Here is a 14390-nt window from a genome sequence, read left to right on the forward strand (position 1 = left end):
TTTATGACAAGGAGAGAAGGTTATTCCCCTTCAACTGGCTCTTCTACAGGTTCACCTTCCATTTCAATCGGTTCATTGTTATAGACTTCTTCGGGATTTCCAAGTTCAATCACGATTGGTGCATCCGCCGTTGCAGTAGATCCTGCTGTAATACTCTGACGAACAACGAAACCAGTACCAGTAACTTCAATAGGAAGACCTGTGAATTCTTTAAAAATCATCACTTCACGAGAAGACCACCCTGTCATGTCAGGCAAAATGATATCGCCTTCAGCTTTCAAGAATACTTTTGTGCCTGTGATGAGTGTTGTATCACCTTCAGGGAACTGCTGAGATACTTTGCCTTGTTGACCTACTGGAATGACTTCAAGTCCTTGCGCCTGCAAACTAGATTGAACTTCACTGACTTCTTGTCCTTGATAGTTTTTCACTTCAACAATTTGTCGTTCTGTTGATTCATTCGGTAAAATATTCATATACTTAAGAGCGTTTTCAGTTACGTAGTTGAAAATATATGAAGTCGGGTCAGACCCCACTTCGCTTGCTTCAATTTTTGGTTTATGGACAGCCACATAGACGATTAATTCAGGATCTTCTACAGGTGCCATTCCTAAAAATGAATACAAGAATAACTGACGACCCCAGAGATAATTGCCGTTCGGGTCAGGTATTTGAGCAGTACCCGTTTTACCAGCTGAAGTGTAAGAGTCTAGTTTGAACTTTTGCGCCGTTCCTTTTTCACTTGTCACGGTACTCGCTAGAATATCTTTCACTTGATTGGCCGTTGCAGCAGAGATTGGTGAATCTTTTGTTACAGGCTCATGATTTAATAATTCTTCACCGGTGTTCGGGTCGATGATTTTATCTATAATAAACGGTTGGTACATGGTCCCCTCATTAGCGATAGCCGTCATCCCTTGCACGAGCTGTAGCGGCGTAACAGTCGTTCCTTGACCGTACGTAGTTGTAAGTCGATTTATCGGGTAGCGATCACTAATGATTCCCGTTGCTTCCCCTGGTAAATCAATTCCGGTCTTTTCTCCAAAACCGAATTCCTTGATGTAATTAATAAACGTTTCGTCCCCTAGTTTTTCGAGCAAGTAAGCCATCGAAACATTCGAAGAACGTTGGAAACCTTCTAGATAAGTGATGGTTCCCCACCCATCCACATTGTGGTCATAAATAGTACGGTCAAGAAGTTTATACGAACCGGATTTATACCAGGCGTTAGGATCCCACTTACCTTCTTCAATAGCAGCTGCCAGTGTAAAGATCTTCATGGTTGAACCTGGCTCAATTGTATTCTCCACACTTTCATTTAACCAGTTCGTCGTAAGTCCTTCACGAGTATTAGGGTCAAATGTAGGTCGCTGAGTCATTGCTAAGATTTCACCAGTGTCTGCTTTTACAACTAGTGCTGTTATTTTTTCAGGTTCATACATTTCTTGAACATCTGAAACTGCTTCTTCTAAGAAATTTTGAATGGTTCTATCATTTGTAAGCAAAACGTCTGCTCCATGCTTCGGTTCAGTAATCAATTTATCCGAAGATGGCAGCAACAACCCACCACGGTCTGTCTGGTATTCAAGAGTTCCTGGCGTTCCCGTTAATAACTCGTCATAAATGCGTTCAAGACCCATTTTTCCAACCAAACGACTTCTACTGTCTTCTAAGTCTTCTTTAATCGCAAATCCAATAAGATGTGACGCAAAACGGCCATTTGTATAGAGACGCTTCAGATCTTTCTCGAACTCAATCCCCGGAAGATTTAGTGCATCGATTTCTTTCATTTCTTGGTTAGAAATGTCGCGACCTTGTGCACCAAACTCTACCTGATAGCGTTCATTATCGATTCCATTTTGAAGAACCGTGGCAATTTCTTCTTTTGTCAGATCAAGATGCTCACTTAATTGTTGAGCGGTTGTTTCCACATCTAAAACGTGACGAGGGTCATAGGCGTGAGCTGTAGCTTCTTCACTTACGACTGCATAAATTTTATAGCTCAGCGTGTCTTCCGCTATGACCTGTCCGTTTCGATCTTGAATGGTTCCTCGGTGGGCTTCTAGTAGTTGTGAACGGCTATATTTATCTTCTGCACGTTGCTGCAATACTTCCCCATTTACTTCTCCCGTGACTTGAATGTAGATAAATCTACCTAATAATAGGAAAAAGAGCCCTCCATAAAGTAAAAACAGTAGGAAGGCTCCCCATCGAAAACGCACTTTTTTGTTCATTCACCAGACACAACCTTCACATTTTTCTCATTTAATGTTAAGCCTAGTTCTTTTGCTTTCAGCCAGATGCGTTCATAGCTTGAAAGTTCTGCAACTTGGATTTCAAGGTCTGTGTTATCACGGTTAACGGTATCAATTTGACGCTCCATTTGTTGTATAGCCACATCCACCGCTCGAACTTCTGAGTGTGTTTGTACGATGAAGACCATCAAAATCGCGCATGTTGCCACAAATACTGCTAGCAACATTTTTTCCCCCTTTGAAATTATCTGCTTTCGTTTGACAGGGGTTGGATATGTATGAGGTACGGTAGGATTCTGCGGTTGTGGTTGGTTTTGATACTGTCGTAGCGCCATTTAAAAACTCCCTTTCTCGTCAATTTTTTCAAGGATACGTAGCTTAGCAGATCGTGAACGATTGTTTTCAGCCAGTTCTTGTTCACTTGGCAGGATTGGTTTTCGAGTCACCAGTTTAAATTTAGGTTGCAGTTCTGGTGGGATCATTGGTAAATTCGGTGGAAGCTCTGGCAAACTAGCAGATTCCTTGAACATCGTCTTCACTAAGCGATCTTCAAGTGAATGGAATGTGATCACTGCGATTCGACCGTTTGGTTTCAACAACTTCATAGCTTCTTCTAAAGAATCTTCCGCAGCACCTAACTCATCATTGACTGCAATTCGAATCGCTTGGAAGATCCTTTTTGCAGGATGTCCACCTGTTCTTCTTGCTGCAGCAGGGATGCCTCGTTTGATTAAATCGACCAAATCGAATGTAGTTTCAATCGGTTGTTGAACTCGAGCTCGTTCAATCTCTCTCGCAACTTGCTTAGAGAATTTTTCTTCTCCGTAACGGAAAAAGATTTTAACTAATTTTTCATAGGGCCAATCATTGACAACGTGATAGGCTGTTAATTCACTACTTTGATCCATGCGCATATCAAGTGGTGCATCGTGGTTGTAACTAAAACCACGTTCAGGTGTATCCAGTTGTGGAGATGACACGCCTAAATCATAAAGTAGGCCGTCCACTTCCGTGACACCGACTTTAAGTAACTCTTCTTGTAAATACCGAAAGTTTGAATGAATAAAGGTAACGCGATCTATGTAGGGTGCTAATTTGTCTTTAGCATTTTCTAGTGCAGTTGTGTCTTGATCAAAACAATACAGGTGACCTTCGGGACCTAGTTGTTTGACTAAATATTCACTGTGGCCAGCGCCACCAAGTGTGCAATCTACGTATTTACCATCTGGTCGAATCGCCAAACCATCGACTGTTTCTGTAAGTAATACGGTTGTATGGTTGAACAAACGATTCACTCCTTCGGTCTATCAAATATTAAAATCGATCATGTTCTCAGCAATTTCATTAAATGACTCTTCAGATTCTTCAGCATAGCCTTCCCAAGCATCCTTCGCCCAAATTTCAAAGCGACTAGAGACGCCTAGCACGACACATTCTTTCTCCATGTTTGCATAGTCACGAAGATTAGCAGGTAGCATAATGCGCCCTTGCTTATCAATCTCCACTTCCGTAGCACCTGAAAAGAAGAATCGTGTGAATGCACGAGCATCTTTCTTTGTCATGGGGAGCTGTTTTAATTTTTCTTCGAGTTTTCGCCATTCATCCATAGGGTAGCCAAATAGGCAGTTATCTAGTCCGCGTGTGATAACAAAGTTGCCTTCCAAGTGCTCGCGAAACTTTGCAGGCACTATCAAGCGTCCTTTTGCATCGAGCGAATGCTGATATTCTCCCATGAACATGCTACTCACCCCACTTTATGAACTAAACATACCACAATCCCCCACTTTCCTCCACCAATTTTCTAGAAAGTAATCAAAAAAATTCAAAAGTACTAGATAACTTGCTAGTGAACCGATTTTGGCGGACTTTTGTAATCACGAAAAAGCAATTGACTATTTCTAAACCCACAAAAAAAGCCGCCATAGGCGACTTAATTCATATGCACAACATAGTGCTCTGCTGTTAATTTATAAGGCACTTCTACTAAACGATCAATCACTTCAAAACCATACTTGTTAAGGTAAGCAAGTGGTGAATAAATTCTTTCTTGAAGAGACCCTGCAGGTACTAATTCATTTTCAACTGCTTTGTAGGCAGCCACATGTGAATCAAAACGTCTCATGTAGACATCCTCAATTTGTTGTTCTAGGAAAGTGAACTGACGTTTGTGAAGCGCTTTGTTTTTTTCAAGAAGTGGGTCCAGTGAAATATCTTCTTGCTGCAAAACAGATGTCAAATCTTGATATTTATGTTCCAACCACTCGTTCATCTGCTTGATTTCTGAAACAATCGATTTGTCTTTTTGTTGATCAATAAATTCATGCATAAGTGTTGGAATAGAACCGTTCCAAGCGTCTTCAAGAGTAACACCTAAGTCTTTCATTTTCTGTTCAATAGAAAGTGGAAGAACAGTGATACTGAATCGAGGCGTGACGATTGGCATTTTCAAATCAACTGCCGCAAAGGCATCCTTCAAGAGTGCCCAATACGCAATTTCACCAGGACCTCCAATAAAGCTATGCACAGGAAATAAAAATTGCTGCATCAACGGTCGCGTGACAACATTATGACTAATAACAGATGGATTCTCTTCAACTTCATGTAATAATTGTTGTGCTGTCCAATTTTGGTTTAATTCCTTATTAGCAAATCCTGTTTCAGTCGCCTCTAGTAAATATCTATGGTCATCTTTCACATAAAATAAATGGGCATTTTCTAAGCGACACTGAATCGGAAACCCGTATCCTTCTTCTGCAAGCATCTGTTCTGTGTGATAGACCGCTTGACGAACTTTTTCATTGCGCTCAATTAGCAATTTAGTGAAAGGTTTTCCTAGTTCTCGCATGGCATGATCTGAAGAATTTACAAATAACAGTCCATATCGAGCAAAGAAATGTTGAAATGCATGCAAGAAGTACTCTTTATAGGAGTTATGTTCATCCAAAAGTTCAATTAAGAAAGTCCAAAGTTCTTTTGTGTAAGGGGTTTCTGGTAGTTCATGAAATGCTTGGCTCAGTAAACCCTTCATTTCTGCTTGATCGATTTGTCGATTGGCTACCATTTCTGTTGAAAGTTGTTCCACACTAAGCGAAAGCTTGGAGACGTCTCGGTTTTTTTCAATGAAGAAGTGATTTACTTCTAAAATGTCGTGGTCTTCGCCAGCCATCCAAAAAATAGGCACAACCGGTTTTCCAGAAGTTTCAGTCATCTGCTTAGCAAGATGAATAGCGGTTACTGCTTTATGGATCGAATAAATGGGTCCCGTTAGCAGACCAGTCTGTTGACCAGCAATTGTAACAGAAGCACCTTCAGCTAATAGTTGTAGATTCTTTGTTTGTTGATTGCTTAGAGTTACAGACTTCATGCCTTCGCGAATAGTAGCAACCATCTGCTCTCTACGCTCTGCTGGATAAGACAGTTCTTCAAACCGTTTCGTCCAGTCGTTATTGTCCCAGCTATACGTAAAATACTGATCTAAGCTGGAGAAATTTGAAGTATATGTAGAATAAAAATCCGAAGCTTTTGGCTGTGGATGTGTGGTTACGTTCATAAGGACACCTCTTCTGAGTTCAATACGTATACGAGTATAGCAAAAGATTATCTCTAATTAAAACTATCCGCTTACATAAAGAGAAATAGATCGGTACAACCCTATCAGCCAACCTAAGAAATAGAGAATGGAAAGTACTAAAAAATAAATACGCCATAGGATTCGAAAAACGATACTTGGTCCCACATCGCTCTTATTTTTCCATAATACAAGGATAAAAATAATGGCAATAAACAATAAGAATAACAACAAGTTTGTAAAAGCATTGGGAACACCTAGCCAGTCAAAAAGAAGAGCGACTGCAAAAAACAAAACAATCGTAGTACTGTCAGCAGCCAGCCTAGTCCTCTTCTTCTTTCGGACTCTCGCAGCCTTTGCAACAAACCATACACTTAAAAAAACAAGAACAGGGAACAAAATTAAAATGCTAAGGACGCTCTGTATGGTTCTCACTCCTTTTAGATTGAATCAGTTGGAATAAATATGAGGTGATGGGCAAATACCTATTGGCCTTCTCTGCGCGCTCGATTAAAGGAAGTAGAATTGCTGAAGCTTCTGTTTGAGAGCCCTGCAAAACATCTTTACGCATAGAGGATGAATTTAGTCGGGTACGTTTAATTAGCTCAAATACTTCGTCTAAAGTGACGTGTTGCTCGACTTCTGGAAATGCCATATGTAACTCATCATAATGAGAGATGACCGCACGTTGCAAGTCTTGGTTAGACCACAGCTCTCCGTTCGGCACATCGACTAATGCCGTCAATGGGTTGATGAGCGTATTTAAAATCGCTTTGCGAAAGAGAATATCTTCGATTTTGTCTTCCCAAATCAAAGCAGGAGCGAGTTCATTTAAACTGTGACGAAATTTTTCATTTCCTCCAAAACGTATGGTTCCTTCTCCCATGTGCATCAGCATATCTCCCTCTAATAGAGCTCCATGATCCACACTACCATATAAAACGCGAGAACAATCAAGGGTTTGTTCCACTTGATCTTTAATTAGTCCATTTTGTAGAAATAGTATGGGACAAGTAACTGCCATCAATTGCGAGAGGATTCCATTCAAATGATAGGTCTTCGTTGCGACGATGACTAAGTTCATCTGTGCAATCAACTCCCAATCAGTCGTTAATTTGAAAGCGACTAACTGCACTTCGCCAGCAGTAGTTTGAAACAATACAGGGCCTTCTTTAGGACTTCTGACAATCAGTGTGACATCATGCCCTTTGTCTTCTAACACTTTGGCGGTTAAAAGCCCGACTGCACCCGCTCCAATTATAGCAATTTTCACATGCCCACCTCCTTTAGTGAGAAAAAAGCCTACCCCAAGGGGTAGACCATTTATACAGGAAATACAGGATGCTTACGTGGTGGCGCTGGGATATCCTTTGTTTCATAAAGAGCCAACCGATCTACCAGTTCTTGACGAAGCTGAGACGGGGCGATGATTTCATCAACAATCATTTCTGACGCCAGTTTGTAAATATCAATTTCCTTTTTATATTCTGCATGTTTCTCTTGCACATAAGCAAGTCTTTCTTTCGGATCTTCAATGGACTCGATTTTATTCGAATAGACGGCATTAACAGCTGCTTCAGGTCCCATTACAGCAATCTGCGCAGTCGGCAGTGCCAAACAGACATCTGGTTCAAAAGCAGGACCAGCCATTGCATAAAGGCCTGCTCCATACGCTTTGCGTACAACAACAGAGATTTTTGGCACAGTAGCTGAACTCATAGCCGCAATTAGTTTTGCACCATGACGGATAATCCCACCACGTTCCACTTTCGTTCCAATCATGAAGCCAGGAACATCAGCTAAGAACAACAATGGAATATGGAATGCGTCACACAAGGATATAAATTTAGCTCCTTTGTCTGCCGAATCAATAAACAATACGCCGCCTTTAACTTTTGGTTGATTAGCAATTATGCCGACCGGTTTCCCATCAATTCGCGCCAGTCCTGTAATTAGTTCAGCTGCAAAGAGTTTCTTAATTTCGAAGAAGCTGCCTTCATCAATCAACTGATCAATTGCCTCATACATATCGAATGGAGCATTTTGATTTTCAGGAATGATTTCTTCTAGAGAACGTCCAACTTTTGGATTCACTGCCTCAAGTACTGGAGGCTTCTCTAAGAAGTTTGCGGGAAAGAGCGCTAAGTATGACTTTGCCATTTCAATAGCTTGTTCTTCGCTTTCTGCTAGAACATCCCCACAACCACTCACTGTACAGTGCATGCGGGCTCCACCCATTTCTTCTAACGTCACTTTCTCTCCGATGACCTTTTCTGCCATACGTGGTGAGCCCAAATACATGGACGCATTGCCATCAACCATGACTACGATGTCACAGAATGCCGGAATATAAGCTCCCCCCGCTGCTGATGGTCCAAAGAGCAAGCAGATTTGCGGGATAAACCCTGATAATCTGACTTGATTGTGGAATATGCGACCCGCTCCACGACGATTAGGGAACATATCTAATTGGTCAGTTATTCGAGCCCCCGCTGAGTCTACTAAATAGAGTAAAGGCAAGCGATTTTTTTCAGCGACTTCTTGTATACGAATAATTTTTTCAACAGTTCGTGAACCCCATGAACCAGCCTTGACTGTCGAGTCGTTTGCCATCACACAGACCATCTGACCGCCAACTTTTCCTGTCGCTGTGACCACCCCATCTGCCGGCAAATCTCCCGCTTCTGAATTAGCGAACTTTGCATCTTCTTTATAAACCCCATCATCAAATAAAAGAGCTAAACGATCGCGCACAAATAATTTACCTTGCTCTTTCATTTTGTCATGGTATTTAGATGCACCCCCTGCAAAAATCGTTGCTACTTTTTCTTCTAGACGCTCATTGTATGGTTTTGTAACCATGCCCATCTCCCCCTAAGTTGTCTTATTCGAAAGTTACGAGAGTATCTCCTTCATTGACAAAATCGCCTTCAGCAACAAGAATTGTAGCAATTTTACCCGTTTGATCTGATTCAACCGGGATTTCCATTTTCATAGATTCAAGAACAAGTACAACATCCCCTGTTACTACTTCTTCTCCAACCGCTTTGTTTAAAGTAAATACTGTACCTGCCATTGATGAAACGAGTGTTTTCATTGTGATTCCTCCATTTTTTGTTTTCTATAAAGATCAATAACGTTCGTAGCATAAACACCCTCTTCAAAAGGTGCGTAGTTTAGGAACGACTGGAAAAAAGCTAAATTTGACTTCACGCCTTGTACATCGAGTTGCTGCAACGCCACTTTCGCGCGCTCCAGTGCTTGCTCACGACTTTCACCTGATATGATAATCTTTGCAATCATCGGATCATAATAAGGTGTCACGTTAGTGCCTTCTTCATAACCAGAATCGATTCGAATTCCTTCACCTTCCGGAAAAACAAGTTTCTCAAGTTTTCCAGGTGATGGCATGAAACGGTCCGAATCTTCTGCATAAAGTCGAAACTCAAGAGCATGACCATGGCTCTCCAAATCTTCTTGGCTTGTGATTGGAAGAGATTGACCCATAACGGTGCGTAATTGCCATTCAACTAAATCTTGACCGGTAATTAACTCTGTAATGGGATGCTCCACCTGCAACCGCGTATTCATTTCAAGAAAATAAAAGTTTTCTTGTTCGTCCATAATGAATTCGACGGTGCCCGCATTTTTATACTGAACAGCTTCAGCTGCTTTTACTGCCGCTGCATATAGCTCTTGTTTCGTTTTTTCTGACAATGCAGGTGAAGGAGCTTCTTCAATCACTTTTTGGTTTCTTCGTTGAACGGAACAATTGCGCTCATATAAGTGATACACCGAACCGTGCGCATCCCCAAAAATCTGCACTTCGATATGGCGGGCAGGATCTATAAATTTTTCAACAAATACGGCATCATTGCCAAAATAATTTTTAGCGCGCGTTTTGATACCAGTAAATTGTTGAGCGAGCGTTTGCTCGTTTTCACATTTGACCATCCCAATACCGCCTCCACCAGCAGAAGCTTTCAGCATGACTGGGTATCCTATTGCGTTTGCAAAAGCAACTGCTTCTTCTGCTGTGGATAGCCCGACTTCTGTTCCTGGAACCACCGGCACATTCGCTTGCTTCATCGTCTCACGAGAAGCAATCTTGTCACCCATCTTGTCAATCGTGTCAGCTGATGGACCGATGAAACGAATACCTGCTTTTTCGATTTCTCGAACAAATTCAGCATTCTCTGATAAAAAGCCATAGCCTGGGTGGATGGCATCCACTTGTTCTTGTTTAGCGATTTTTATAATAGCCTCTTTATTTAAATACGATTGATTGACTGGCGCAGGTCCAATCAAATGTGCAACAGTTGCCTGTTTTACAAATGGCATAGTTGCATCTGCCTCTGAATAGACAGCTACAGTCTCAATCCCCATTTTGTTGCAGGTCCGTATAATGCGGCTTGCGATTTCTCCCCGATTCGCAATTAAAATACGTTTCATAACATTTCTCCCCTTCCCCACACTTTCTAAGTCTATACGAAAGATGAAAGCGATTTCAACTATGAATTGACAAATTAATTCAAATTGTCCGCACTTTTTATTTTTTGCGGGATAAAAAACGATCGACGGCTTCATGATGGGCAGGTTGTTCCCATAGTTCAGCGCATGTTTTGGCTTCTTGCATTATGCGATCCAGTACTGCTTTTTCGCGTAGGGGAGCAGTCACTATTTTTTTATAGGCCTTCGCTACACTTGGATGATGTTGTTTCATTTTTACTAAAAAGTCTGCTAAAGCTGCCCATTTATCTCCTTCAAACACTTCTGTTGCCCAATTAAGTTTAGCTAATTCGTGCGCAGAAAGTGGCTCTGCTTCTGTTGTAAATCGAAGTAGTTGATCATAGGCCATCCCTTTCACCTGCAAGAGAGTTGTCCCTCCCCAGCCTGAAGTTATGGCTAAGCGACCTTGAACAAAACCTGCTTTAGCATCTGTATGAACGAGACGGTAATCACAAGCTGAAGCAATTTCAGCTCCTCCACCAATAGCTGTTCCATTGACTAATGCAATAATCGGTACGGGTTGTATGGCGAGTTCATAAAGAAGAGTAGCCATGCGTTCGTGAATTTCCCACGCTTGCTGTTCGGTGCGTAAGGAATGAAAGACGCTAAGGTCTCCCCCGCTACAAAACGCTCGGTTCCCTTCTCCCGTGATGACACCAAAATGAACATCGGGTTTAGCAAGTCTTTCGATAAAGAGTGCGATGCCGTCAATCACTTCATGATTGACCGCGTTATGTATTTCTGGTCTTGTAATTTGAAACTGAACGATACCGTCCAATTGAGTGATGCGAAAACTCATCCAATTTCCTCCCATAAAAAAAAGACTACCAAAGAGCCATGGTCTCTCTGGTAGTCTTTATTATACGGATAACTCTAAAAGTTATCAGTATTTATGTTCTAAAACAGTGTTGCGCAAATACTGAATTATTTGCTTACAACTTCTTTCCCTTTGTAGTGACCGCATGACTTACATACGCGGTGAGCCAATTTTGCTTCACCACAGTTAGGGCATGCAACCATACCTGGTACAGATAGTTTGAAATGCGTACGACGCTTTCTTTTTGCAGTTTTAGAAGTTCTTCTAAATGGTACAGCCATTGATGGCACCTCCTTACAGATCTAATCGTCTGTTTGATCAAAATACTTAGCTAATTCAGCAAGTCTTGGATCCGTTTTTTGTTCGCCAGCTTCCTTTTCCTTCAGCTCTTCTTCCGTTGCATAACTCCAAAAGCTTCCGCCTTCCGGCCTCCGCTCGTCTGCATCTTCTTTAAAAACTTGTAGAGGAATAGTCAAAAGAATCAATTCTTCCAAAACTGGGTCGGCGTGAATTACGTCTCCTTCAACAGGATGGACATTCTCGCTTTCTGCAGCATGCTCTGACCAATCAAACATTTCTGTTGAATCAATCGAAAATGGAAATTCAACATCTTCCCATGTCCTTGAACATGGTAAAATGAGGTGTCCTTCTAACTGAAAGTGGCAAGTTAAACTCGCTGCACCAACTGTGCAACGGGCCTTTACATGTACGGGTGATACGTGCCGAATCTCAGGATTTCGTTTCATCAGTTCAGGAAGATGAACTTCTTCGTCAATATCCATATGACTGCGACGGTATTTCGCCAATTGATGAATTGTCCATTTCATACGTTTATCACCTCAAGACAACAAAGTTGATTATATAACGTGCAGAAATAGATGTCAAGATAATTTCTTGTCACCTGTTTTCTATGCACGTATACTGATACTAGTATACGAAGGAGCGATGAAAATTGAAAGCGACAGGTGTAGTTGTGGAGCATAATCCTTTTCATAATGGACATTCTTATCATGTTCAACAAGCACTCGAAGTGACAGGTGCAGATGTAGTAATCGCCGTGATGTCAGGAAATTTCCTGCAACGTGGTGAGCCGGCTCTGGTAGATAAGTGGACGCGCGCTGAAATGTCCTTATCAAGTGGCGTGGATCTTGTCATCGAGTTACCTTACCGCTATGCTACAGCGTCTGCTAAAGAATTTGCACAGGGTGCTATCCATCTATTAGATCATTTGAAGTGTGAAACGTTTGTATTTGGAAGTGAACATGGTCGAGTAGAAGATTTTTTAACCACTCATTCGCTTATTCACTCCAATCAACAGCGCTACAATCTACAAATCAAAGAGTCGCTCTCTAGTGGCAAGAGCTACCCAATGGCTTTACAGGATGCTTTTCAAAGTCTAAATCCAGACAGTGCTAAATCCGTTGATTTGTCTCTACCAAACAATATACTTGGCTTTCATTATGTAGAAGCCGCGTATGATAAAACTATTCAACCGCTCACTATTCAACGAATCGGGGCAGGCTATCACGACTTTATCGAAGAAGGACAAGCAATCGCTAGTGCTACCGGTATTCGTCACTCATTATTTGAAACATTGACGATTCCTGGAGAACATGTTCCTGTTACTACATACCGATTGTTGCAAAATTGGAATGAAGAGTACCAACAATTTGCTAGCTGGGAGGAATTTTGGCCAACACTGCGCTATGCTATTTTGTCCAAGACGCCAGAACAGCTGAAACAACATGCAGAAGTCACTGAAGGAATTGAACATGCTATTCACAAACATGCCAAATCCTCTACTAGTTATACTCAATTTATGCACAATTTAAAATCAAAACGTTATACCTGGACTAGATTACAACGAATGGTGACACATATTTATACCGGTTTTTTAGAAACTCAACGTTCTAGAGAGATGCCGGATGCCATACGTCTTCTTGGTATGACGAAAGCTGGGCAAGCGTATTTAAATCAATATAAAAAGGACTTCTTGCTCCCACTTGTTTCTCGTTTAGCTAGCAGTGATTCTCCATTCTTGGCTCATGATAGTCGTTCTTCAGACCTTTATTACTTGGGCTTTTCATCGGCGAAGCTACACGATTTAGTTGGAACGGAACATAAAAAACTGCCTCTTAGGATTTAGGAGGCAGTTTTTCTAAATAGTCCAGTGCATCATCAATTGTTTTAACAGGTACAATTTCAATGTCTAAACCAAGCTCTTCCTTAGCGTCAAGAGCATCTTGATAATTACTTTGTAAATCTGGATTTTGTTCTAATATGTCTGCGGCAATTACATCGTCTGGCGCAAACATGAAATCCACCTCTTCGTTAGCAGCTGCGACGACTTTTAAGTCGATACCGCCAATGCGACCTACAGTGCCATCCCCCGCTATTTCACCAGTACCTGCAATACGGTAACCTTTGGTCAAATCTCCCTCAACAAGTTGATTCATGATTTCAAGCGTGAACATAAGACCTGCAGAAGGCCCACCGATTTCTTCAGACTGAAATACGACTTCTCGTTCCGTAGTAATCTCTTGATCTTGCTGATACGAAATCCCAACTGCTGGGCGATCCGGCAATTCAGGAATGCTTCCTAATGTAATGGTCACTTGTTGCTTTTCACCATCTCGGTCAATCGTTAAGTTAATAGTGTCTCCTACGTCTTTTGTTAAAATAAATTCTTGCAGTGCTGTCTCACTTACATCGGTCGACCCATCAATTGCTTGAATGCGATCACCTGGCTTTAAAATGCCATCTGCCGGGCTTTCTTTCACTACAGAATAAATAAACAATCCATTGTTTACAAGTTCATAAGGGTACCCTGTCTTATCATAGGCTACCTGTATAGCATTCAATTGCGAATTCGACATCAATTTTAACTGTCTCACTTCGTAAGCTTCATCATCTTCATCTTCTCTGCGAATTTGGTTCGCTTTCATGAGATGTTCGGGATCACGCCAAGACTGATATATATAGGTGGCGGGCGTCGCTTTTGATAATGCAATGGTTAACAAGCGCAATTCCCCTTCATCCCCACGGTCTTTTGCTTCTACCTCGACTATCGGTGACAGTTCGTATGCGCCACCTGGTTTTGAAATATAATAATCCAACGGATAAAACAAAAATAATAATGCAGCTAGAATTCCAAATGGTCCTGCCCATCTCTTCATCTGTTCTCCTCATTTCCGTTAGCTATCTAACTCTAGATGCACTCGTCTCCATTAAAAACTTGTAG

General features: G+C 41.5%; 15 protein-coding genes. 1 reads left to right on the forward strand and 14 read right to left on the reverse strand.

Translation table 11 applies throughout. From position 1 onward, the window contains the following. Positions 1-20 precede the first annotated feature (20 nt). The 13 genes from MKY84_RS10255 to MKY84_RS10315 form a co-directional block, all read right to left on the reverse strand. A complete protein-coding gene (locus MKY84_RS10255; protein WP_342525908.1) occupies positions 21-2222 on the reverse strand; it encodes a penicillin-binding transpeptidase domain-containing protein in 2202 nt (733 codons plus the stop codon). 8 nt (positions 2223-2230) lie between these two features. After that, complete coding sequence (gene ftsL, locus MKY84_RS10260) at positions 2231-2590, reverse strand: cell division protein FtsL (RefSeq protein WP_342525909.1); 360 nt, start codon at positions 2588-2590, stop codon at positions 2231-2233. Beyond that, entirely contained in the window at positions 2591-3541 is a 951-nt protein-coding gene (rsmH, locus tag MKY84_RS10265) for a 16S rRNA (cytosine(1402)-N(4))-methyltransferase RsmH (protein ID WP_342525910.1), read from the reverse strand. 21 nt (positions 3542-3562) lie between these two features. Next, positions 3563-3994 carry a division/cell wall cluster transcriptional repressor MraZ gene (gene mraZ, locus MKY84_RS10270; protein ID WP_342525911.1) on the reverse strand — a complete coding sequence of 144 codons (432 nt, stop codon included), beginning with the start codon at positions 3992-3994 and terminating at the stop codon, positions 3563-3565. A gap of 191 nt (positions 3995-4185) precedes the next feature. Continuing rightward, positions 4186-5805, reverse strand: coding sequence for a bacillithiol biosynthesis cysteine-adding enzyme BshC (gene bshC, locus MKY84_RS10275; RefSeq protein WP_342525912.1), 1620 nt, complete (start codon positions 5803-5805; stop codon positions 4186-4188). A gap of 63 nt (positions 5806-5868) precedes the next feature. Then, positions 5869-6258, reverse strand: coding sequence for a DUF3397 family protein (locus MKY84_RS10280; protein WP_342525913.1), 390 nt, complete (start codon positions 6256-6258; stop codon positions 5869-5871). Beyond that, a complete protein-coding gene (locus MKY84_RS10285; RefSeq protein ID WP_342525914.1) occupies positions 6233-7096 on the reverse strand; it encodes a 2-dehydropantoate 2-reductase in 864 nt (287 codons plus the stop codon). Before MKY84_RS10285 ends, MKY84_RS10280 begins: the two co-directional genes overlap by 26 nt. Positions 7097-7146: 50 nt before the next feature. Next, positions 7147-8685 (reverse strand): acyl-CoA carboxylase subunit beta, encoded by a 1539-nt coding sequence (locus MKY84_RS10290; protein WP_342525915.1) that lies wholly within the window; start codon positions 8683-8685, stop codon positions 7147-7149. Between the two features lie 22 nt (positions 8686-8707). Beyond that, complete coding sequence (locus tag MKY84_RS10295) at positions 8708-8920, reverse strand: acetyl-CoA carboxylase biotin carboxyl carrier protein subunit (protein ID WP_342525916.1); 213 nt, start codon at positions 8918-8920, stop codon at positions 8708-8710. Further along, complete coding sequence (locus tag MKY84_RS10300; RefSeq protein ID WP_342525917.1) at positions 8917-10275, reverse strand: biotin carboxylase N-terminal domain-containing protein; 1359 nt, start codon at positions 10273-10275, stop codon at positions 8917-8919. Before MKY84_RS10300 ends, MKY84_RS10295 begins: the two co-directional genes overlap by 4 nt. Positions 10276-10372: 97 nt before the next feature. Continuing rightward, positions 10373-11131, reverse strand: a complete 759-nt coding sequence (locus tag MKY84_RS10305; protein WP_342525918.1) for an enoyl-CoA hydratase/isomerase family protein — start codon at positions 11129-11131, stop codon at positions 10373-10375. 125 nt (positions 11132-11256) lie between these two features. Beyond that, positions 11257-11430 carry a 50S ribosomal protein L32 gene (gene rpmF, locus MKY84_RS10310; protein WP_094941571.1) on the reverse strand — a complete coding sequence of 58 codons (174 nt, stop codon included), beginning with the start codon at positions 11428-11430 and terminating at the stop codon, positions 11257-11259. A 21-nt stretch (positions 11431-11451) separates the two neighbouring features. After that, a complete protein-coding gene (locus MKY84_RS10315; RefSeq protein WP_342525919.1) occupies positions 11452-11976 on the reverse strand; it encodes a YceD family protein in 525 nt (174 codons plus the stop codon). A gap of 125 nt (positions 11977-12101) precedes the next feature. On the opposite strand from MKY84_RS10315, the gene MKY84_RS10320 reads away from it, so the two are divergent. After that, the gene (locus MKY84_RS10320; RefSeq protein WP_342525920.1) at positions 12102-13295 is read left to right on the forward strand and encodes a nucleotidyltransferase; all 1194 of its coding nucleotides are present in this window, start codon (positions 12102-12104) and stop codon (positions 13293-13295) included. On the opposite strand, the gene MKY84_RS10325 is transcribed toward MKY84_RS10320, so the two are convergent. Then, on the reverse strand, positions 13285-14325 hold the full coding sequence (locus tag MKY84_RS10325; protein ID WP_342525921.1) for a SepM family pheromone-processing serine protease: 1041 nt from the start codon (positions 14323-14325) through the stop codon (positions 13285-13287). The two genes, MKY84_RS10320 and MKY84_RS10325, sit on opposite strands and share 11 nt — an antisense overlap. Positions 14326-14390: the final 65 nt, after the last annotated feature.

The sequence above is a fragment of the Chryseomicrobium sp. FSL W7-1435 genome, from assembly GCF_038595005.1.
GTDB lineage: Bacteria > Bacillota > Bacilli > Bacillales_A > Planococcaceae > Chryseomicrobium.

Coding starts and splice junctions, on each gene's coding strand:
- ftsL (WP_342525909.1), bottom strand. CDS start 2,590: ATGGCGCTACGACAGTATCAAAACCAACCACAACCGCAGAATCCTACC.
- mraZ (WP_342525911.1), bottom strand. CDS start 3,994: ATGTTCATGGGAGAATATCAGCATTCGCTCGATGCAAAAGGACGCTTG.
- bshC (WP_342525912.1), bottom strand. CDS start 5,805: ATGAACGTAACCACACATCCACAGCCAAAAGCTTCGGATTTTTATTCT.
- MKY84_RS10290 (WP_342525915.1), bottom strand. CDS start 8,685: ATGGTTACAAAACCATACAATGAGCGTCTAGAAGAAAAAGTAGCAACG.
- MKY84_RS10295 (WP_342525916.1), bottom strand. CDS start 8,920: ATGAAAACACTCGTTTCATCAATGGCAGGTACAGTATTTACTTTAAAC.
- MKY84_RS10300 (WP_342525917.1), bottom strand. CDS start 10,275: ATGAAACGTATTTTAATTGCGAATCGGGGAGAAATCGCAAGCCGCATT.
- MKY84_RS10305 (WP_342525918.1), bottom strand. CDS start 11,131: ATGAGTTTTCGCATCACTCAATTGGACGGTATCGTTCAGTTTCAAATT.
- rpmF (WP_094941571.1), bottom strand. CDS start 11,430: ATGGCTGTACCATTTAGAAGAACTTCTAAAACTGCAAAAAGAAAGCGT.
- MKY84_RS10315 (WP_342525919.1), bottom strand. CDS start 11,976: ATGAAATGGACAATTCATCAATTGGCGAAATACCGTCGCAGTCATATG.
- MKY84_RS10325 (WP_342525921.1), bottom strand. CDS start 14,325: ATGAAGAGATGGGCAGGACCATTTGGAATTCTAGCTGCATTATTATTT.